18 protein-coding genes are annotated in these 20457 nt (G+C 66.0%); 3 read left to right on the top strand and 15 right to left on the bottom strand.

All coding sequences use genetic code 11. From position 1 onward, the window contains the following. The first annotated feature begins 92 nt into the window (after nt 1-92). The gene (locus HMPREF9710_RS06610; protein WP_005665015.1) at nt 93-2051 is read left to right on the top strand and encodes a phosphatase PAP2 family protein; all 1959 of its coding nucleotides are present in this window, start codon (nt 93-95) and stop codon (nt 2049-2051) included. Nucleotides 2052-2108: 57 nt separating this feature from the next. Here HMPREF9710_RS06610 and HMPREF9710_RS06605 read toward each other — a convergent pair whose 3' ends face one another. From HMPREF9710_RS06605 to HMPREF9710_RS06595, 3 genes are all read right to left on the bottom strand, one after another. Continuing rightward, a complete protein-coding gene (locus tag HMPREF9710_RS06605) occupies nt 2109-2456 on the bottom strand; it encodes a hypothetical protein (RefSeq protein WP_005665014.1) in 348 nt (115 codons plus the stop codon). 35 nt (nt 2457-2491) lie between these two features. After that, complete coding sequence (locus HMPREF9710_RS06600) at nt 2492-2926, bottom strand: nuclear transport factor 2 family protein (protein ID WP_040775150.1); 435 nt, start codon at nt 2924-2926, stop codon at nt 2492-2494. Between the two features lie 152 nt (nt 2927-3078). After that, complete coding sequence (locus tag HMPREF9710_RS06595) at nt 3079-5358, bottom strand: carbohydrate binding family 9 domain-containing protein (protein ID WP_005665012.1); 2280 nt, start codon at nt 5356-5358, stop codon at nt 3079-3081. Nucleotides 5359-5652: 294 nt separating this feature from the next. On the opposite strand from HMPREF9710_RS06595, the gene HMPREF9710_RS06590 reads away from it, so the two are divergent. Continuing rightward, a complete protein-coding gene (locus tag HMPREF9710_RS06590; RefSeq protein WP_157225441.1) occupies nt 5653-7740 on the top strand; it encodes a putative bifunctional diguanylate cyclase/phosphodiesterase in 2088 nt (695 codons plus the stop codon). Between the two features lie 50 nt (nt 7741-7790). On the opposite strand, the gene HMPREF9710_RS28475 is transcribed toward HMPREF9710_RS06590, so the two are convergent. After that, nucleotides 7791-8048, bottom strand: coding sequence for an OmpW family outer membrane protein (locus HMPREF9710_RS28475; RefSeq protein WP_005665010.1), 258 nt, complete (start codon nt 8046-8048; stop codon nt 7791-7793). 75 nt (nt 8049-8123) lie between these two features. Here HMPREF9710_RS28475 and HMPREF9710_RS06575 point away from each other — a divergent pair. Next, nucleotides 8124-9373, top strand: a protein-coding gene (locus HMPREF9710_RS06575) for an IS3 family transposase (protein WP_229409725.1) whose coding sequence is annotated in 2 segments (ribosomal slippage) — nt 8124-8409 and nt 8409-9373 — 1251 coding nt in all. Because the reading frame shifts where the segments join, the coding sequence is not laid out codon by codon here. Here HMPREF9710_RS06575 and HMPREF9710_RS06570 read toward each other — a convergent pair. The 11 genes from HMPREF9710_RS06570 to HMPREF9710_RS06520 form a co-directional block, all read right to left on the bottom strand. After that, the gene (locus tag HMPREF9710_RS06570) at nt 9370-9828 is read right to left on the bottom strand and encodes an OmpW/AlkL family protein (RefSeq protein WP_005665009.1); all 459 of its coding nucleotides are present in this window, start codon (nt 9826-9828) and stop codon (nt 9370-9372) included. The two genes, HMPREF9710_RS06575 and HMPREF9710_RS06570, sit on opposite strands and share 4 nt — an antisense overlap. A gap of 54 nt (nt 9829-9882) precedes the next feature. Then, nucleotides 9883-11244: an SGNH/GDSL hydrolase family protein gene (locus HMPREF9710_RS06565; protein ID WP_005665008.1), complete on the bottom strand. Its 1362-nt coding sequence runs from the start codon at nt 11242-11244 to the stop codon at nt 9883-9885. Nucleotides 11245-11503: 259 nt separating this feature from the next. After that, on the bottom strand, nt 11504-12535 hold the full coding sequence (locus HMPREF9710_RS06560) for an L-threonylcarbamoyladenylate synthase (RefSeq protein WP_005665005.1): 1032 nt from the start codon (nt 12533-12535) through the stop codon (nt 11504-11506). 1 nt (nt 12536) lies between these two features. After that, nucleotides 12537-13721 carry a 5-(carboxyamino)imidazole ribonucleotide synthase gene (locus HMPREF9710_RS06555; RefSeq protein WP_005665003.1) on the bottom strand — a complete coding sequence of 395 codons (1185 nt, stop codon included), beginning with the start codon at nt 13719-13721 and terminating at the stop codon, nt 12537-12539. 5 nt (nt 13722-13726) lie between these two features. Then, a complete protein-coding gene (gene purE, locus HMPREF9710_RS06550) occupies nt 13727-14224 on the bottom strand; it encodes a 5-(carboxyamino)imidazole ribonucleotide mutase (protein WP_005665001.1) in 498 nt (165 codons plus the stop codon). A 4-nt stretch (nt 14225-14228) separates the two neighbouring features. After that, nucleotides 14229-15125 (bottom strand): phosphoribosylaminoimidazolesuccinocarboxamide synthase, encoded by an 897-nt coding sequence (locus HMPREF9710_RS06545; RefSeq protein WP_005664999.1) that lies wholly within the window; start codon nt 15123-15125, stop codon nt 14229-14231. A 113-nt stretch (nt 15126-15238) separates the two neighbouring features. Further along, nucleotides 15239-16303, bottom strand: a complete 1065-nt coding sequence (gene fba, locus HMPREF9710_RS06540) for a class II fructose-bisphosphate aldolase (RefSeq protein ID WP_005664998.1) — start codon at nt 16301-16303, stop codon at nt 15239-15241. A 124-nt stretch (nt 16304-16427) separates the two neighbouring features. After that, nucleotides 16428-17876 carry a pyruvate kinase gene (gene pyk / locus HMPREF9710_RS06535; protein ID WP_005664995.1) on the bottom strand — a complete coding sequence of 483 codons (1449 nt, stop codon included), beginning with the start codon at nt 17874-17876 and terminating at the stop codon, nt 16428-16430. 59 nt (nt 17877-17935) lie between these two features. Next, nucleotides 17936-19138 (bottom strand): phosphoglycerate kinase, encoded by a 1203-nt coding sequence (locus tag HMPREF9710_RS06530; RefSeq protein WP_005664994.1) that lies wholly within the window; start codon nt 19136-19138, stop codon nt 17936-17938. A 51-nt stretch (nt 19139-19189) separates the two neighbouring features. Beyond that, nucleotides 19190-19534 carry an AzlD domain-containing protein gene (locus HMPREF9710_RS06525; RefSeq protein WP_005664992.1) on the bottom strand — a complete coding sequence of 115 codons (345 nt, stop codon included), beginning with the start codon at nt 19532-19534 and terminating at the stop codon, nt 19190-19192. Further along, nucleotides 19527-20279, bottom strand: a complete 753-nt coding sequence (locus HMPREF9710_RS06520) for an AzlC family ABC transporter permease (RefSeq protein ID WP_005664991.1) — start codon at nt 20277-20279, stop codon at nt 19527-19529. The genes HMPREF9710_RS06525 and HMPREF9710_RS06520 overlap by 8 nt, the downstream gene beginning before the upstream one ends. Nucleotides 20280-20457: the final 178 nt, after the last annotated feature.

The following is a 20457-nucleotide window of genomic DNA, read 5'->3' as shown; positions in this document are numbered from 1 at the left end:
CTCTGATGCCCAGGTTCGTCACGAAGACGTCACAAGGCATTCATATCATCCCTTCACTTTTTCTGCTTCACAATCCATTGAAGGGTTAGCCCATGCATTACGCCAGTCCACTGCGCCGCCTTCCGCTCGCCATCGCCATCGGCGCCATCCTCGCCCTGAGCGCCTGCGGCGGTTCCGATCACCATGACGATGCCGACGTCGTCGTCGTCCTTCCATCGGCGCCGGCCGACCAGGGCGCGGCCGATACCGCACCGGTCCCGGCCGTCACGGCCTTCGTGGACACCGTCGCCACCAACCAGCGCGGCGACGCCCGCTACGCCACCCTGGGCACGAATGCCGGCGTGCGCGTGCTTGGCGGCATGCTCGACGTCTGGAAGCCGCTCACGGAAATCGTCGACGCCGGCCAGGCCGCCCCGGCCGTGGAAGGCTTCCCTGCCGTCGTCGCCTCGAGCTGGACCGGCTTGCCGAACGACGGCACGCCCGGCGGCACGGTCGTCAACGCGCAAGTCCACAACGCGAACATCGACTACGTGGTCAGGGCCACCGCGAGCCGCACGCCCGAACAGGCCTTGCTGGCCTACCTCGACGACCGCCGCGGCAAGGGCTACAGCACCGCCAGCGGCATGGGCCCACTCACCGACGCCTGGCGCAGCGCCGCGCGCCAGACCACCACCATCAACGACATGCCGCAGGACGCCATCACCGTCAAGTACGAGGACGGCGGCAACAACAACGGCGTCGGCGGCGACGCCAATCCCGAGTTCGGCAAGGTGATCGACCTGGTCAACGCGATGGGCGCCAACGGCTCGACCGAGCCGGCCAAGCGCTTCTACAAGTACGCGCGGCCGTACCGCTGGAGCAGCGCGGTGCAGGTGGTGCCGCAGCTGGAGCCGGCCAAGAGTTCGACGCCGGGCACCGACGGCGGCTTCACCAGTGGCCACTCGGCGGAAGCGACCCGCAACGCCGTCGCCATGGCCTATGTGGTGCCGGAGCGCTTCCAGGAACTGGTCGGCCGCGGCCTGGAGCTCGGCGAAAGCCGCATCCTGGCCGGCATGCACTCGCCGCTGGACGTGATCAGCGGCCGCGTGCAGGCGCAGGCCGTCGCCGCGGCCAACCTGATCGCCGCCGGCGCCACCACCCGCGCCGCCGCCCGCGCCCAGGCGCAAACGACGCTGATGAAGCTGACCAGCACAACGCCGGCCACCTTCGCGAACTACGCCGCCTCGGGCCTGCCTGCCAACGACCGCTTCGCCGACTATGCCGCCAGCCGCGCAAATTATCTGCGCCGCATGACCTATGGCTTGCCGCAGATCGGCTCGGCCACCGCGCCGGCGGTGGTGCCGGAAGGCGCCGAGGTGATGCTGGAAACCCGCCTGCCCTACCTGAGCGAGGCGCAGCGCCGGGTGGTGCTCAAGACGACGGCGATCCCTTCCGGCTACCCGGTGCTGGACGATCCTGAAGGCTGGGGCCGGTTGAACCTGTTCGCCGCCGCGGACGGCTATGGCGTCTTCACCGGCAACGTGGTGGTGAACATGGACGCAAGCAAGGGCGGCTTCAACGCCGTCGACCGCTGGCGCAACGACATCTCGGGCAGCGGCAAGCTGGTCAAGCAAGGCAGCGGCGTGCTGAAGCTGGGCGGCAGGAACAGCTGGAGCGGCGGCGCCCAGGTCGAGGGCGGCACGCTCGAAGCGCTGTCGATGACCGCCTTCGGCACCGGCGAGGTGTATGTCGTCGGCGGCGCCACGGTGGTCAACAATACGGCGGGCACGCTGGCGCTGGCGAAGGGGTACACCCAGCTCAAGGGCGCCACGCTCGAAATGCGCGTCGGCGCGGTGACCCACGGCCACCTGAGCGTCAGCGGCGCGGTGACGATCGGCGGCGGCACGCTGCGCATCGCGTTCCAGAACGGCTACAAGCCGGCGGCCGGCGCGACGCTGAAGGTCATCACCGCGGGCAGCCTGAAGGGCAAGTTCGAGACCATCACGGTCGAGGGCTACACGGTGACGCCGACCTATACCGCGACCGGGCTGGAACTGCGCCTGGGCGCTTGAGATCATGACGCCGATGTAGAAAGGGCCGGGAGCGATCCCGGCCCTTTTCAGTCTGGCTTATTCGTCGAAGTCTTCGGCCAGGTTCTTCCAGCCGCGGCTCTTGGCGAAGGCCGCGAATTCCTCGGGCGCTTCGAGCACGATCAGGCGGCTTTCCTGCAGGCCCGGATCGCTGTGGCCGAAGTCCGGCCCCTTGTAGCCGACCGCGCGCAGGCGGTCGATGATCTGGCGCACCAGGACGGTGTCCTTGTAGGCGCCCGGTTCGAGCTTGGCCGCGAACTTCACGTACACGTCAATGATCCCGTAGCCCTCGTCGAAGATGGTGATGTTCTTCACGTCGAGGGTACGGCCTTGCCCATCCTTGGCCTGGAAGGCGCCGGACAGTTCGATATCGGATTCGGTAGTCATGGCGCCAGCATATCACCGGCGCGCACGGCGCGGCGTCAGTGATCGTAGCTGAGCACCCGCAGCAGCTTCCACGCGCCCGCTTCGCGCGCCCAGACCATCGAGAAACGGTAGACGCTGCAGCCTTCGGGCTCGCTGGGCGAGGGCTTGTTGCAGAAGCGGTGCTTGCCGATATGCATGGCATGCTCCGGCCCGGACGGGAAGATCTCGAAGGTGTCGAGCAAGGCTTCGCGCCGGAGCCGGTTCGGCGCCGCGAAATTCCTTTCGAAGACGGCGATATTCTCGTCGTAGCCGGTCACGCCGCCGCGATCGTGATAGAACTCGAGGCGCCGGCTGAAGCCTTCCTTCATTGGCCCGATATCACGCGCGTTCAGGCCGCCGAACAGGCGCGCGTCGGCGGCCGTGATCTCGGCCGCCAGGCGCGCCCGGTCCGGACCCTCGTCGGCGCCCACCGCCATGGCGCTTGCCGCCATCAGGCATGCCGTAATCCATCCCTTGTTCATGTTCACCCCCGCTCCCTGGATGAGTGCACTATGCCAGCCGGAACTGCGAAGCGCCTGGCGGTTCCGATGGAACGACGAGGCGCGGGGTCGAATGGCTGCGTAGCCCGATGAACGGTCGATGCTCAGACTTCCCACTGCAGCTTGAACGTCAGCGACCTGCTGCGCTCATCCACCAGCGGCAGCTTGTCGTCCACGATGCCGAGCGACACCGTCCTGCCCACCCGCCACTGGTAGCGATACAGCAGCGAACGATGGACCTGGCGGTCGTTCCACGCCTCGAGCTGGGTCACGCCGTCGTCGCGCCGCGCGGCCCAGGTGTTCTGGGCCAGCAGGCGCAGCGAATCGCGCGAGCTGAAATGCAGCATCGCCAGCCAGCGCCAGGCGGTGTCCGAGAACGCCGGCTGGCCCAGCGTGCCCTGCACCCAGGCCCGGTTCACGTGATGGTCCAGCTCCAGCGACCAGCCACGGCGCAAGGGAAAGCGCAGCCCCACGTCCAGGATCACGTTGCCGCCCGGCCCCACGCGGTCGGCGTCGACGTCGAGCTGGCGCCCCAGCGCGGCCTCCAGCGCGATCTTCGAGATCCATGGCGCCGGCGTGGTCTCGACGCCGAAGTTGACGACCCGGGTGTCGTGCAGGCGCCCGCCCGGCCCGGCGCGCTGGCGGTCGAAGCCCAGTTCGACCCACAGGCCGGTCTGCAGCGGCGCCGCCATCCACACGCCGGGACGGAGCTTCCTCTCGACGGTCTCGCCGCCGCGCTGGCCGGTCGTGGAGTCGGCCAGGGTGCGCATCTCGTGCACGATCAGATAGGTCTCGAACTCGTACAGCTCGAGCGAGCCGAGGGACTGCGGGCCCAGGATCCGGTTCATCGAGCCCGTGATGCGGGCGATGCCGGCCTGCGGCACGAAGCCGTTGTCGTTGACGAAGCCGGGCGCGATCGCTTCCACCTCGGCCTCGTGCCACCAGCGCGCCGTCTTGTGCAGGTACTTGCCCCACAGGTAGCCGCCGGAGCGCTGGTCCACCTGCGCCGGCAAGTCATCTTCCGTGAAGCCGGCCGTGGTGCGCGAGGCCATCGCCACCCCGGACAGCTGGTGCTGCACGCCGCCGTCGGTCTCGCCGCGCCATTGCGCGTCGACGCCCAGCACCTCGTTGCTGCCGAAGCGGTGGTAGTCGCGCTGCGAGACGAAGGCGCCCAGCAGCAGGCCTTCCTGGTGCCAGCGCGCACGCGCCAGGCTGGCCATCGTGCGCCGGGTCTGTGCGTATTCCAGCGTTTCATAAGGACGCCCGCGCAGCACCAGGCCGCCCGGCTCGTCGCGCAGGCTCATCGCGGTGGCGTCCATGTGCGCGCCGCGCCAGGTCGCGCGCAGGCCATATTCGGGATCGTTCACGGTGCGTGAATAAAAGGCCGGCAGTGGCAGGCCCAGCACGTCGGCGCTCTCCAGGAAGAAGCCGCGCTTCTCGGGCAGGCTGAGCGCCACGTTGCTGGCGCCCTGCGACAACGGCTCGTCGATCTCGACCTGGGAAAAATCGGGATTGATGGTGGCGTTGAACACCCAGTCGGCGCGCGGCCGGGCATTGATCTCCAGGCCCAGCTCGGCCTGCTGGCCGCGCAAGCGCTGGCCCGGTGTCGCCGCGCGTTCGCTGCGCACGGTCAGCTCGGGCCGCAGCTCGACAAAGCCGCGGTCGCGTACCGTTTCGACGGTGGCGTCCATACCCGCGATCTCCTGCAGGAAGCTCAGGTGGCTCAGTGCGTCGATCCGGAACGGCGCGCTCACCAGCAACGCGCCGTCGGCGTGCGGGACGCTGCGCTCGACCATCATGCGCCAGTTGCGTCCATCCGCATACGGGAAACGCAGGTTCGACAGCGGCCAGCGCACTTCCATACTGTAGCCGTCGGGCAGGATCCTGACGGCAGTCTCGACCGGGAAATCCGGCCCCAGGTCGGATTCGTCGTCGTCGGCGCGGTGCATGCCGTCGCTGACCACGCCCAGGGTATTGATGCGCACGAACTGGGCCGAGCGGCCATGCCCGGCCGGGTCGATCCAGATGCCGATGAAGTCCTGGTCGGGGGCGACCTTGTCGCGCCGCGCCAGCTGGCCGCGGCGCAGCTCGGGCGCCGGATCCCAGGCGCGGATGCCGAATACCAGCGCGCCATCGTCGACCAGCAGCTGCACCGTGGTGCGCAAGCCCGCCGGAACAGGCTGCCCGTCGCGCGGCACATGTTTGTGGAAATCGTCGTATCGCGGCGCGCGCTGCCAGGCCGCCTCGTCGAGCACGCCGTCGATGGCCGGCGCCTCGGGCGCGGCGATACGCAGCGCGCGCAAGCCGTCGTGGTCGGCGGAAGCATGCGCGATGCCGGCAGCAAGGAGGACGGGGAGCAGGACAAGAAATCGGCGCAGGATCACGTAAGGGAATCGCTCGGGATGGGGCCGGGCAGTCTAGCATGCGGGTTGTTAGAAAGAAAATGCAACCGACAGTCCATGCACCTTGGGTTGCGAGTGTGAAAGTGATTATTAGCCATGTCACATTCCGTGGTATGGCGTTCTCATTTGACAATCTTTAGCGCTATCGGCCTCGCGTCCACTCTGTGCGCGTGGATATTTACGCTACCATCAAATGCGCGATGCATGACGATCGTTTCGGTCTCTACTTCTTGAGCGTGAGAACAGATGAGTGCGCAGATGAGTACGACGCAGCCCATGCTTGATCCTTCCCTGCCCGAGCAGGCGGGCGCCCTGTCGCTCGACCTGCTGCTGAGTAACTTGCCGGGCGCGGTGTATCGCTGTCATAACGACCCTGACTGGACCATCGAATTCATCAGCGAAGGCGTCGAAAAGCTGACCGGCTACTCGCCGGCCGCCTTCACCGCGCGGCCCGGCCTGCCGTTCGGCTCCATCATCCTTCCCGAAGACCGCGTCCTGGTCGATGGTGCGATTGCCCTCGCGCTGGCCCAGGGCCGCGCCTACCAGGTGACCTACCGGATCCGCACCGCGAGCGGCGACGTGCGCTGGATCTGCGAACAGGGCTCGCTCAACCTGACAGGCGGCCCGCCCGGCATGCTGGAAGGGTTTCTCTCCGACTTCACGCGCCTGAAGAAGGCCGACCTCAAGATGCAGGAGCAGGCCTCGTTCCTGCAACGGGCGCGCGACGCCATCATCGCGATGGACATGCATTCCGTGATCACCTACTGGAACCATGGCGCCGAGCGCCTGTATGGCTGGAGCGCCCGGGAAGCGCTGGGCAAGCGCTTCTGCGACCTGTTGTGCGACAAGCCCGCGCTCTACGAGGCCGCCTTCAGGCAGACGCTCGAGTCAGGCGAGTGGGCGGGCGAGCTGGCCCATATCCGGCGCGACGGCTCGACGATCGACACCGATACCAGCTGGACCTTGCTGGGCCCGGACCAGGCCCTGGACGCCTGCCAGAAGATCCTGGTGATCGGCACCGACATCAGCGAGCGCAAGAGCAACGAAGCCAGGATCTTCCACCTGGCCTTCTTCGACCACCTGACCGACCTGCCCAACCGCGCCAACCTGCTCGACCACCTGCGCCGCGCCCTGCTCACCAGCACCCGCACGCGCAAGTGGGGAGCGCTGATGTTCTGCGACCTCGACAACTTCAAATTCCTCAACGACAGCCAGGGCCACGCGGCCGGCGACCAGCTGCTGCAGGCGGTGGCGCGCCGTCTCGAGCACTGCGTGCGCGAGGCCGACATGGTGGCGCGCCTGGGCGGCGACGAGTTCGTGGTGCTGATCCAGCCGGTGGAAGACGCGCGCGAACTGGCCGCGAACCAGGCCGAAATCGTCGCCGCCAAGGTCGTGGCGGCCCTGGCCGCGCCGTTCCAGCTGGGCGAGCTGAGTTACTCGGTGTCGGTCAGCATCGGCGTGGTCACGCTGTGCGGCGTCCATGACACGGTGGAGTCGACCCTGCGCCAGGCCGACGCCGCGATGTACCAGGCCAAGGCCGCGGGCCGCAACACCTTCCGCTTCCACGATCCGGCGGCGCAGGCCGCCTGGTCGGCGCGCGCCGAGCTCGAAGGCAGCCTGCGGCGCGCGCTGCAGCACGACGAGTTCGTGCTGCACTACCAGCCCCAGCTCGACCGCTCGGGCCGGGTGCTCGGGGCCGAGGCGCTGCTGCGCTGGCGCCTGCCCAATGGCCGGGTGCTCTATCCGGGCGAGTTCATCCGCGCCGCCGAGGAAAGCGGGATCATCGTCGAGATCGGCAAATGGGTGCTGCGCACCGCCTGCGCCGAGCTGGCGCGCTGGCAGCGCGTGCCCGAGACGGCCGGCCTGACCTTGTCGGTCAACGTCAGCGCGCGCCAGTTCAACCAGCCGGATTTCGTGCCCATGCTGCAGGGGATCTTCGAGCACAGCGGGGTGCAGCCCTCGAGCCTGAAACTGGAGTTGACCGAAAGCCTGGTCATCACCGACTTCACCCAAACCGCGCACACCATGGCCACGCTCAAGCGGCGCGGCCTGAGCTTTTCGCTGGACGACTTCGGCACCGGATATTCATCGCTGGCCACCCTGCGCAAGCTGCCGCTCGACCAGCTCAAGATCGACCACTCCTTCATGCGCGACGTGCTGACCGACCAGAACGACGCCTCGATCGTGCGCTCCATCATCGCGCTGGGCGACAGCCTCGGATTGCAGGTGATTGCCGAAGGGGTGGAGACGCCGGGGCAGCGCCAGTTCCTGTCGGATGCCGGCTGCTATCTCTACCAGGGTTTCCTGTACCAGCACGCGCTCAGCGCCGAGCATTTCACGCAGTACGCGCGCGGAATCCACTAATTGAAAAAGCCCGCACGCGGCGGGCCTTGGTCACGTGGCAAACGCCGCGTTCAGAACTTGTAGCCCACCGCCAGCACGATCGCCACCGGATCCAGCTTCATGAACTGGGTCTGGCCGGTCGAGAAGTGCACGTCGGTGCGCAGGCGGGTCTTGATGACCGTGGCGTCGGCGAACCAGCGCTCGTCGAAGTTCATCGCCACGCCGACTTGCGCGCTATAGGTCAGCTTGTTGTCGATCTTGAAGGTGGTCGGCACGTCGCTGCCTGGATTGGTGATCGCGGTCATCTTGGCCGAGCCGCGTTCCTTCATGAAATAGGCGTAGTATAGTGGACCCCGAATCTGAGACGGTGGTTTAAGCTGTCGTCCGCGAAAGGATGACAGCGAATGAGTGAAGGTAAAAAACGCAGGGTGCACAGCGCCGAGTTCAAGGCCAAGGTTGGGTTGGAAGCGGTGCGTGGGGTGAAGACGGTGACGGAGATTGCGCAGGAATTCGGCGTGCATCCAGTACTGGTGGGCCAGTGGAAGAAGGAGATCCTGGAGAACGCCGGCGCCCTGTTCGACGTCAAGCGCGGGCCGAAGCCGGTGGACGAAAGCAGCCCGGAGGACAAGCTGTACAGCGAGATCGGCAAGCTGAAGATGCAGGTGGATTGGCTCAAAAAAAAGCTTGGGGAATGAGTCCGGCCGAGCGGGCACGGTGGATCGAGCGCGAGGACAAGATACCGCTGACGATGCAGTGCGAGCTGGCCGGCGTGCCGCGTTCGACCGTGTATCGGCGGCTGGAGGCGGCGGCCCGACAGGAATGCATCGAGGAGGAGGACGGCCAGCTGCGCGCCCTGATCGACGAGGAGTACACCAGCCGCCCGTTCTACGGCAGCCGGCGCATGGCGGTCTTCCTGCGAGGCCGAGAGCACCGCGTCAACCGCAAGCGCGTGCAGCGCCTGATGCGGGAAATGGGCTTGGCGGGCATGGCGCCGGGGCCGTCCACGAGCAAGCCGCACCCGCAGCACAAGGTCTATCCCTATCTGCTGCGCGGGGTGGCGGTCACGCGGCCGAACCAGGTGTGGAGTACGGACCTGACGTACATTCGGCTGGCGCGCGGCTTTGCCTACCTGGTGGCGGTCATCGATTGGTACTCGCGTCGTGTGCTGGCCTGGCGCATCAGCAACAGCATGGACGCGTCGTTCTGCGTGGACTGTCTGGAGGAGGCATTGCGCCACCACGGCAAGCCCGAGGTATTCAACAGCGACCAGGGCTCGCAGTTCACCAGTGACGCCTTTACCAGCGTGCTCAAGCGCGAAGGCGTGGCCATCAGCATGGATGGGCGAGGACGGGCGCTGGACAACATCTTCGTCGAGCGCCTGTGGCGCAACGTGAAGTACGAGGACGTGTACCTGAAGGGCTACGCCAACATGGCCGAGCTGACAGTCGGCCTGGCACAGTACTTCGCGTTTTACAACGCCGAGCGTCCACACCAGGCGCTGGGCTACGAGACGCCAGATCATGTCTACCGTGCCGGTGTTGGAGGAGGTGCGTTGATCGTCGACAAGTTCGGCGACGCGGACCAAGAGCCGGAGAAAAACGGCGGAACGGGGCAGCGCCGGGCAGCTGCTGAAGTGGAAATGGACACAGCTTAAACTAGCCGGCTGAGTGTCTTGACTGATGGGTCCACTTTATAGGTCGGGCCGACGCCGATGAAGGGACGGAAGGTCGAGGTCGGCGCGCCGAAGCGGTATTGCACGAAAGCGGTCGGCGGCAGCGCCTCGACCTCGCCCAGCTTGCCGGTGCCGGCGATTGCGCCGGCGCCGTAGATGCTGTGCTTGTACGGCGTGCCGAGCGCGCCTTCGACCGAGATATTGTCGGTCAGGCTGTAGGTGAGGATCAGCACCGGCTGCATGTCGTTGCCGACGTCGGCCTTGGTGCCCGGCAGCGCCGGCGCGCTGATGTCGCCGCTCTCGACCTTCGGCATCAAGCGGTTGAAACCGACCTTGGCCGTGATCTGGCCGGCCGATTGCGCGTATGCGCCGGACGCGAATGCCAGCCCGGCAGCCACACCCAGCACCTTGATCATGCTGTTGAAACGAACTTTCATGCTATCTCCTGATATGTGTGTGAGGACCCGTCACCTGGACGGGCCCGCCGCTGCTTACAGCCAGCCCTTGATGGCCATGTCCTTGAAGACATAGCGGGCGATGAGGTCGTTCTCGAACGGGGTCGGGTGGATCCCGTCGGCGAACATGTAGCGGCTCACATCACCGGCGACCGTGTTGTTCGCGGTGCAGATCAGCGAGGTCGTGCCCAGCGCGTTTTCGGCGCAGGCCGGGGCGCTGGTGTTGGTCAGGCCGTATGGACCGGGGTTCTTCACCTGGTCGTTGCTGACGGTGTACAGGTCGGTGTACAGCACGCGCGCGTCGTCGGCGCCCAGGCCGGCTTTCAGCTGGGTGTTGAAGGCGTTGACCATGGCGGTCACCAGTTGCTGGATCGCCACAGGACGCGACTTGGCGGTCGGGGTGCTGGCGACGTCCGGCAGGTTGGCGACGATGACGTACTTGGCGCCCTTGGCCAGCAGTTCGTTCTTGACCAGGCCCGCCATCTGCGCGCCGGCGGTGCCGAGCGCGGTGACCATGGCGGTCGCGTTGGCGGTCGCGTAGGCGCCGGCCGCGGTGTTGCCGGCGGCGGTGCCGTCGGCCTGGGCGGCGGCCACGATCGGACCATAGACGGCCGGCTGGGCGACGGCCTGGTTACCCGGCTGCATTGCGGCGGCGCGGACGGCTGCCTGCACCACGGTCTGGTCGGTCTTGCCTGGACGTGCGTTCTCGGTGGCGATCGCCGCGCCGATGGCTTGCGCCGCGGCTTGCGGGCTGGTCGCGCCGGCCGCGAGGCGGGTGGCCAGGGCGGTGGCGAAGGCTTGCGCGCCGGCGGCGGTGCCGGCATTGGTCACGGCGGCCAGCTGCATCAGTACGTCATTGCCGCCCGACAGCACGGTCACCAGTTCGGTGCCGCTGAACTTGTTGCCGGTCTTGGACAGGTGGTTCGCGATCTGGGTGACCATCGGGGTGGTCATTTCGCCGATCGGCGAGCCGGTCGCGGCATTGCCCGGACCGACCGGATTGATCACGCGCGAACCGCCTTGCGCATAGTTGAAGCAATTCGGATGGTTCACGATCGGCACGTTGAAGCCGAGCGAGGCGTCGCCCTGCAGGCCGGTCTGGGCGGCGCACGGGGCCGGCAGCTTGAGCTGGGCAGCCATGAAGTCGAGCCAGATCTTGCCGTTCAGGTCGACATTCTTGGCGCTGCTGTCGCCATTGATGGTGAACTTGCCGCCGCCGGCCGCCGCCACGGCGCCGACACGGTAGGTGCCCACGTCAGACAGGCTGTCGCCGAACGACACCATATTGGTGAAAGTGAGCTTGGTGGTCTGGTCGCCGCCGGCAGGGCTGGTGCCGCCGCCGCATGCGGTCAGGAGCGCGGCCGTCAGAACGGCCAGCGCGAATTTGGTATGACGCATTGTGTCTCCTGGATAGAAATTATTGTGAAACGAACGCCCGTGCTATTCGCATCATGAACACTATGCCAGCGTTCAAACCGCTTGTATAGCAAATTCCATTGCGCGTAGGCATTTGGCTACCACACCTATTAAAAGTGATGGGGTCGCTTGCGGGATCGGATTATAACCAGCGTTTTCTATGCAGAAAGAGACGAATTTGTAACGAACGAGAACGAAATGCGGGGCGTTTGCGCCCCGTCATTTGCTTCATTGATATAAATTAAACTTTCGCCTGCGCGTTGAGCAGGCCGTGCACAATGCCCGTCGAACCGTGCGCCGCGCGGCGCAGGCGGTCGTTCACACCCAGCCAGTCGCCACCCTGCGGCGGCGCTTCGACCAGGATCACGTCGGCGCCCTGCCCGTCCATCGCGCGCAGCGCGGCGTACAGCGCGTAGGCGAAGCCGTCGGGCGCCGCCGGCAGGCGCAGTGCGGCGTGGGTCGCCGGCATGTCGCTCATGTGGATCAAAGCCACCTTGCGGCCGGCGCCATGCAGCGCGGCCAGGCTATCGAGCAGGGTCGCGTGCTCCTGCATCGCCACCGGCGTGTGCGGCGCGTAATGCGATTCAAGCGTGCCCGAGGCGCGCGGCGCGGCAGCGTCCGGCGCGGCCGGCAACTGGTCGATCACGGCGGCGATCGCCTCGGCAGAGATCTGGCCGGGACGCAGCAGCACGGGGCCGTGCGACTCCAGGCGCGACAAATCGACGATGGTCGATTCGATGCCGACCTGCGAGGGGCCGCCGTCGAGCACCATCGCCACGCTGCCGTCCGCCCCGAATTCATCGCGCACATGCTCGGCCAGGGTCGGGCTCACATGACCGAATTTATTCGCCGACGGCGCCGCGACGCCGCCCTTTCCTCCCTTGAAGGCGCGCAGCAGCGCCAGCGCCACCGGGTGCGCCGGACAGCGCAGGCCGACCGTGTCCTGGCCGCCGCTGACGGCGTCCGGGATGTTCGGGGCGCGCTTGAGGATCATGGTCAGCGGACCGGGCCAGAAGGCGTCGGCCAGCGCATGCGCCTGCGGCGGGATGTCGCAGGCCCAGTAGTCGAGCGGCGCTTCGGGAGCGAGATGCACGATCACCGGGTGGTCTTGCGGGCGGCCCTTGGCGGCGTAGATGGCGGCGACCGCCGCCGGGTTCTCGGCGTCGGCGCCCAGGCCGTACACGGTCTCGGTCGGGAAGGCGACCAGCTGGCCGGCCTCCAGCGCGCGGGCGGCGGCGTCGATCGCCGCCGGGTCGAACTGCTGCGTGTCCATCTTACGGCTCGATTCCCAGGATGGCGCAGGCGGCGCGCAGATTGCCCTGCGCCGCGGCGAGCGTCGGCGCCACGAAGGTCACATGGCCCATCTTGCGGCCGCGGCGCGGGTCGTTCTTGCCGTACAGGTGCAGGTTGGCGCCAGGCAGCGCCAGCACCCGGTCCCAGGCCGGTTCGCGCGCATCGTCGCCCTCGCCTTCGAACCATGCATCGCCCAGGATGTTGAGCATGACGGCGGACGAATGCTGGCGCACGTCGCCCAGCGGCAGGCGCGCCATCGCACGCACCTGCTGCGCGAACTGGCTGGTGATGCAGGCATCCATCGTGTAGTGGCCGCTGTTGTGCGGACGCGGCGCCATCTCGTTGACGACCAGGGCGCCGTCCTCCAGCACGAAGAACTCGATGCACAGCACGCCCACGTAACCCAGCTGGGCGACGATGGCGCGCGCCGCGTCCTGGGCCTGCTGCGCGCAGGCCGCGGACACGTTCGGCCCCGGCACGGTGGTGGTGAACAGGATGCCGTCGCGGTGCACGTTCTCGGCGATCGGGTACACGACGGACTCGCCGTCGTGGCCGCGCGCGGTCAGCACCGACACCTCGTAGGCCAGCGGCAGCATTTTTTCGAGCAGGCAGGTCACGCCACCCATGCTGTCGAAAGCGGCGCGCACGTCCTCGCGCGAGCGCACGCGGACCTGGCCCTTGCCGTCGTAGCCCATGCGCACGGTCTTGAGAATGCCCGGCAGCAGGTCGTCCTTGACGTCGTCGATGTCGGCATGCGAGGCAATGGTCTTGTGCGGGGCCGGCATCACCTTCGAGGCCGGCGCGCAGTCGACGAAGAACTTCTTTTCGAGGATGCGGTCTTGCGCGATCTGGACGCAGGAGCTTGCGGGTGCGACGAAACTATCGGCGGCCAGCAGCGCCAGGCTGTCGGCCGGGACGTTCTCGAATTCGGTGGTGACGGCCGAGCACAAGGCCGCCAGCTCGCTCAGCGCGCCGCCATTGGTGTAGCCGCCTTCGATGGTGCGATCGGCCACCTGGCCGGCCGGGCAATCGGCGCTCGGCTCGAGCACGGCGACCTTGTAGCCCATCTCCTGGGCGGCGTGGGCGAACATGCGGCCGAGCTGGCCGCCGCCCATCACGCCGAGCCAGGTCGACGGATCGGCGGAGGGAAGAAACGGATTATTCATCGCACTTACACAGGAAGAGTCATGGCCTGGGCGGCGGCGGTCTGGTCGCGGCGGAACTGCTCGAGCTTGTCGGCCAATGCGTCGTCGCCCGCGGCGATGATCGCCACCGCGGTCAAGGCCGCATTGGCGGCGCCGGCTTCGCCGATGGCGAAGGTCGACACCGGCACGCCCTTCGGCATCTGCACGATCGACAGCAGCGAATCCTCGCCGCGCAGGTATTTCGACGGCACCGGCACGCCCAGCACCGGCACGATGGTCTTGGCGGCCACCATGCCCGGCAGGTGGGCCGCGCCGCCGGCGCCTGCGATGATGGCGCGCAGGCCGCGCGCGCGCGCCTGTTCGGCGTAGGTGAACATCTCGTCCGGCATGCGGTGGGCCGAGATCACCTGGGCTTCGAACGGCACGCCGAACTGCTTCAGGATGGCCACGGCATTCTGCATCACGTCCCAGTCCGAGGACGAGCCCATGATCACACCCACCAGAGGTTTTGCTTGTTCGGTCATCCTGTTACGCCTTCAGCTTCTCGCCGGTCAGGCGTTCGATGGCTTCGAAATACTTGGCCTGGGTTTTTTCGATGACGTCCGCCGGCAGCGCGGGCGCCGGTGCGGTCTTGCCCCAGTCGGTCAGGGTTTCCAGGTAGTCGCGCACGAACTGCTTGTCGAACGACGGCGGCGACATGCCCGGCGCGTACGAGTCGGCCGGCCAGAAGCGCGACGAGTCGGCGGTCAGGACTTCGTCCATCAGGTGCATCACGCCGTTTTCATCGAGGCCGAATTCGAACTTGGTGTCGGCGATGATGATGCCGCGGGTAGCGGCGTATTCGGCGGCGGCGGTGTACAGCTTGATGCTGACTTCGCGCATCTTCGCGGCCAGCTCGGCGCCGATGCGCTGTTCCATCTCGGCGAACGAGATGTTCTCGTCGTGCTCGCCGAGTTCGGCCTTGGCGGCCGGGGTGAACAGCGGTTCCGGCAGCTTGTCGGCCTGGCGCAGGCCGGCCGGCAGCTGGATGCCGCAGATCGCGCCGCTTTGCTGATAGTCCTTCCAGCCCGAGCCGATGATGTAGCCGCGCACGACGGCTTCGACCATGATCGGCTTGAGGCGCTTGGCCACGACGGCGCGGCCGCGCACTTGCTCCACCTCGTTCTCGGCGACCACGCTTTCCGGCGCCACGCCGGTCAGGTGGTTCGGCACGATGTGGCCGAGCTTCTCGAACCAGAAATCGCTCATCTGGTTCAGCACCATGCCCTTGCCCGGGATCGGCTCGTTCATGACCACGTCGAAGGCCGACAGACGGTCGGTGGTGACGATCAGGATCTTGTCGTCGCCGACGGCGTAGTTATCGCGCACCTTGCCGTGACCGAGCAGTGGCAGGGACTGGATGGAGGATTGGTAGAGGCTGTTCATAGATGGGCTATCAGGAAAGCGGAAACCGGCGACAAAGGCCGCCGGTTGAGAAAGTCAGGCCGTATAGGCCTGTGCAATGCGATATTTTACGTCAAAAAAGCCGGCTTTCCGACTTATTGGACGATCTGGGCCAGTTCGCCGGCCTTGTAACGCTCGGCCATCTTCTCCAGCGGGATCGGCTTGATCTTGCTCGCCTGGCCTTCGCAGCCAAACGCCAGGAAGCGCGCCTTGCACACTTCCATCGCCGCTTCGCGCGCCGGCTTCAGGTAGTCGCGCGGGTCGAACTTCGACGGGTTCTGGAACATGTATTTGCGGATCGCGGCCGTCATCGCCAGGCGGATGTCGGTGTCGATATTGATCTTGCGGACGCCGTGCTTGATGCCCTCTTGAATCTCTTCGACCGGCACGCCATAGGTTTCCTTCATGTCGCCGCCGAATTCACGGATGATGGCCAGCAGTTCCTGCGGCACCGACGACGAGCCGTGCATCACCAGGTGGGTGTTCGGGATGCGGGCGTGGATTTCCTTGATGCGGTCGATCGCCAGGATGTCGCCGGTCGGCTTGCGCGTGAATTTATAGGCGCCGTGCGAGGTGCCGATGGCGATCGCCAGTGCGTCGCACTGGGTGCGCTTGACGAAGTCGGCCGCCTGGTCGACGTCGGTCAGCAGCTGTTCGCGGGTCATGGTGCCGTCCGCGCCGTGGCCGTCTTCCTTGTCGCCCTTCATGGTTTCCAGCGAGCCCAGCACGCCCAGCTCGGCTTCGACGGTCACGCCGATCGAGTGCGCGAACTTGACCACTTCTTTCGACACTTCGACGTTGTATTCGTAGCTGGCGACGCTCTTGCCGTCGGCCTCGAGCGAACCGTCCATCATCACCGACGAGAAGCCCGAACGGATCGCGGCCATGCAGACGGCCGGCGACTGCCCGTGGTCCTGGTGCATGACGACCGGGATGTGCGGGTAGGCCTCGACGGCGGCGTCGATCAGGTGACGCAGGAAGGCTTCGCCCGCGTACTTGCGTGCGCCGGCCGAGGCTTGCATGATGACCGGGCTGTTGGCAGCGTCGGCGGCGGCCATGATGGCCTGCACCTGCTCCAGGTTGTTGACGTTGAATGCCGGCAGGCCGTAACCGTTTTCGGCGGCATGGTCCAGCAATTGACGCAATGATACGAGTGCCATGGTTGTACTCCAAAACAATAAAGAAACTTGTCCGGGAATCTCGAATGCCGAGCGCGGCGCCATCCGTCCTGGACGGCGCCGGGCGGATGCCGCCGTCGCGCCTCAGGCTACTCGTTGATTCCCTTTAATCAAACTCGCCAACGCGCACGATCTTGAGCGCATTGGTGCCACCGGCCTGCCCCATCGGCGAGCCCCAGGTGACGACGATCAGGTCGCCCTTGCGTACGAACCCTTCTTTCATCAAGAGTTCCTCGGCCTTGCGCAGCACCGCGTGGCTGCCGCCTTCCTGCGGCAGATTGAATGCTCGCACGTTGCGGTACAGCGACGCCTTGCGCTGCGTCGCCTGCAGCGGGGTCAGGGCGAAGATCGGGGTGTCGATGCTGTGACGGCTCATCCACAGCGCGGTCGAGCCCGACTCGGTCAGCGCCACGATCGCCTTCACGGCCAGGTGGTGGGCGGTGAACAGCGTGCCATAGGCAATGGTCTGGTCGATGCGGGTGAACTGCTTGTTCAGGAAGTCGACGTCGATCTTGTTGTATTCGGACTGCTCGGCTTCGACGCAGATCGCGGCCATCATCTCGACGGTCTCGATCGGATACTTGCCCGATGCGGTCTCGGCCGAGGTCATGACGGCGTCGGTGCCGTCCAGCACGGCGTTGGCCACGTCCGACACTTCGGCGCGGGTCGGCACGGCGTTGACGATCATCGACTCCATCATCTGGGTCGCGGTAATCGCCAGCTTGTTCGAGTCGCGCGCCATGCGGATCATGCGCTTCTGCAGCGCCGGCACGGCGGCGTTGCCGACTTCGACCGCCAGGTCGCCGCGGGCGACCATGATGCCGTCCGACGCGTCCAGGATCTCTTGCAGCAGCGGAATCGCTTCGGCGCGCTCGATCTTGGCGATCATCATCGGCTTGTGGCCATACGGCTCGCCGGCGATGTTCGCCAGCTGGCGCGCCATTTCCATATCGGTCGCGCTCTTCGGGAACGAGATGGCGAGGTAGTCGGCCTGGAAGGTCATCGCGGTCTTGATGTCTTCCATGTCCTTCGAGGTCAGCGCCGGCGCGGTCAGGCCGCCGCCCTGGCGGTTGATGCCCTTGTTGTTCGACAGTTCACCGCCAACCTTGACCGTGGTATAGATCTCGTGGCCCATGACACGGTCGACGATCAGGACGATCAGGCCGTCGTTCAGCAGCAGCTTGTCGCCCGGCTTGACGTCGCGCGGCAGCGCCTTGTAGTCCAGGCCGACGCGCTCCTGGTTGCCCAGCTCGCCGTTATCGCCCCACTTGGCATCCAGGATGAAGCGGTCACCATTGTTCAAGAAGATCTTACCTTCTTCAAACTTACCGACGCGGATCTTCGGACCCTGCATATCGGCCATGATCGCCACTTCGCGGCCGCACTCCTCGGCGGCGCGCCGTATCAGCGCAGCACGATCGATATGGTCCTGCGCCTTCCCGTGCGAGAAGTTCAGGCGCACGACGTCGACGCCGGCGCGGATCATTTTGACGAGAATATCGAAGTCGGTCGAAGCAGGGCCGATGGTTGCGACGATCTTGGTGCCACGGTACATGGATTGTCCTTGTATAAAAACAAAGCGCAGACTGGCTGCGCTAGGGTCTCAGGCTAGTTCTAGTGGACGCTGCGTTGCAGCAGGATGTCGACCGCTGGCAGGGTTTTTCCTTCCAAGAATTCCAGGAAAGCGCCGCCGCCGGTCGAAATGTAGCCGATCTGGTCGGCAATCTTGTATTTTGCAATCGCGGCCAGGGTGTCGCCGCCGCCGGCGATCGAGAAGCCCTGGGACTGGGCGATGGCCAGCGCCAGGGTCCTGGTGCCCTCGGCGAACTGGTCGAATTCAAAGACACCGACCGGACCGTTCCAGACGATGGTGCCGGCCTTGGCGACCTGCCCGGCCAGCATGGCGGCGGTTTTCGGGCCGATGTCGAGGATCATGTCGTCGTCCGCCACATCGGCGACGTCCTTGACGGTCGCGGCCGCGGTCGGTGCGAACTCTTTCGCGCACACGACGTCGACGGGAATCGGCACCTGCGCGCCGCGCTGGGACATTTTCTCGATGATGGCCTTGGCTTCATCGACCAGGTCGTTCTCGACCAGCGACTTGCCGATGTTCAGGCCGACGGCCTTCATGAAGGTATTGGCGATGCCGCCGCCGACGACCAGGTTGTCGACCTTGTCGGCCAGGCTTTGCAGGATGGTCAGCTTGCTCGATACCTTCGAGCCGGCGACGATCGCCAGCAGCGGACGCTGCGGCTGGCCCAGGGCCTTGCCCAGGGCATCCAGTTCGGCGGCCAGCAGCGGGCCGGCGGCCACGATCGGCGCGAACTTGGCGATGCCGTGGGTGGTCGCTTCGGCGCGGTGGGCGGTGCCGAAGGCATCGTTCACATACACGTCGCACAGCTTGGCCATTTTCTGAGCCAGCTCGTCGCTGTTTTTCTTCTCGCCCTTGTTGACGCGGCAGTTCTCCAGCAGCACGACCGAGCCCGGCGCGACGTCGACGCCATCGACCCAATCCTGTTTCAGTTCGACGGGCTGGCCCAGCAGCTCGGACAGGCGCCTGGCGACCGGCGCCAGGCTGTCTTCCGGCTTGAATTCGCCTTCGGTCGGACGGCCCAGGTGGGACGTCACCATCACCGCCGCGCCGGCCTTGACGGCGGCCTGGATCGCCGGCACCGAAGCGCGGATGCGCGTGTCTTCGGTGATATTGCCAGCGTCATCTTGAGGGACGTTCAGGTCAGCGCGGATAAAGACGCGCTTGCCTTGCAGCGCTTGTTGATCGATCAGGTCTTGCAGGCGGGTGAAACGGAGAGCGTCCATTTGGTCGGCGTGGCAATAGTGAAAAAACGTCATTGTACATTAGCAGGCCTGCTAGCCGGCGGGGCCGAAAACGTGCAGTACACGCAACAGTGTAAATACAAGCATGCCGAATAAAATCGTTAGCAACATGTTACGGCGCCACATATAAAAGACGAAGGCGGCGAGGCCGGCCAGCAGTTTCGGGTTCGCCAGCGTGAGCTGCACGTCGCCTTGCGTATCGATCAGGAAGTCGGGCCCGATGATGGCCGCCAGCGCGCAGGCCGGGGCATAGCGCAGCATTTCCTGCACCCGCGGCGGGATCGTCACGCGGTGGCCGATCATCCAGAACGAACTGCGGGTGGCGGCGGTGGCCACGCACAGCACGCCGATCACGACCCAGATTTCCCAGTCAGCCACGGCGCACCTTCGCTTTCGCAAACGTTTCTTCGATCACCATCGCGGTGACCATTCCCACCAGCACCGCCAGCAGCAGCCCCAGCTTGTACGGCAGGTCGTAGGCCAGCACCGAGATCGCTCCCGCCACCAGCACGCCGCACAGGGCCGCGTTATTGATCATCAGCGGCACCATGATGCACAGGATGGCCAGGGTGCCGGCAAAGCCGAGGCCCCATTCGGCCGGCACCGCGCTGCCGAGGAAGATGCCGATGATGGAGCCGATCTGCCAGGCGAACCAGTTCGGATACATCAGCCCCTTCAGGTAGGACAGCTTGCCCGCCACCGGCGCCAGGGTCGGATAGCGCTGCAGGAAGAGCGCGACGGTCAGGTCGCCCGAGATATAACCAAGATAAAAGCGTTGCTTCCATGGCAGGTGGGCGAAATGCGGCCCCAGCAGCGCCGAAAAGATCACGAAGCGCAGGTTGACCACCAGGGCGGTGGCGAAAATGACCCAGATCGGGGCCTGGGCGGCGATCAGCGGCAGCGAGGCCAGTTGGGCGGAGCCGGCGAACACCAATAAGGTCATGCCCAGCGACTGCGGCACCGACAGGCCGCTCTTGACCATGGCGATGCCGACCACCAGGCCCCAGGCGGCGATGCCGAACAGGGTCGGCAGGCCGGTCTTGAAACCTTCGTTCCAGGCGTCGCGGTTCGGCGCGTCGCCGATGGAGGCGGGAAGCTGGCCCGGATCGTCGGCCGCGCTCATGCAACGGACCGCGGCGCGTTCAGCACAGACATATCTGTGGCATTCTTGCAACGGCGGACGGGGATGTCGGCGAAGGCGGAAGGCTTGAAACGGTCGGGCATGAAACGCATGTATGGATGTGGCATGGTTGGACGCTCAATATAACAGGCGTCGATCATGCTCTTTATGCTGAACGCAT

Origin of the sequence: Massilia timonae CCUG 45783 (assembly GCF_000315425.1) — a bacterium.
In the GTDB taxonomy this organism is placed as follows: Bacteria; Pseudomonadota; Gammaproteobacteria; order Burkholderiales; family Burkholderiaceae_D; genus Telluria; species Telluria timonae.
Note: the sequence above shows the minus strand (reverse complement) of the source record. Positions and strands in the feature narration are given on the sequence as shown.